Origin of the sequence: Pseudonocardia sp. EV170527-09 (assembly GCF_008369905.1) — a bacterium.
Taxonomy (GTDB): domain Bacteria; phylum Actinomycetota; class Actinomycetes; order Mycobacteriales; family Pseudonocardiaceae; genus Pseudonocardia.
The window spans coordinates 1-281 of sequence record NZ_VRMC01000422.1; the positions used below are offsets into that span (position 1 = coordinate 1).

Sequence of the window (281 nt, forward strand, 5' to 3'; positions counted from 1 at the left end):
GCGTAGGCGGTGCGTGAGTGGTCGTCGATCACGGTGTGGACGTAGGCGGTCCCGATGGCCGGGCGGTAGTACTTGCCTCGTTGACCGGTGCGCCGCGCGGTGGCCGCCTGGTTGCGGCGGCCTTGCTGTCTTCCCAGGTAGCGCCAGCCCCCGCCGTCGGGGATGTTGGCGAACTTGGTGACGTCGACGTGGATCAGCGAGCCGGGGTGGGGGTGCTCGTAGCGGCGCAGCGGCTCCCCGGTGCCCCGGTCGATGTGGGAGAGCCGGTTGATCCGACAGCG

Annotated in this window: 1 pseudogene; it reads right to left on the bottom strand. The window is 70.8% G+C overall.

Annotated elements, in window-relative coordinates:
* A pseudogene (locus FVA95_RS34380) lies at window positions 1–281 on the bottom strand (DDE-type integrase/transposase/recombinase); the annotation flags it as partial.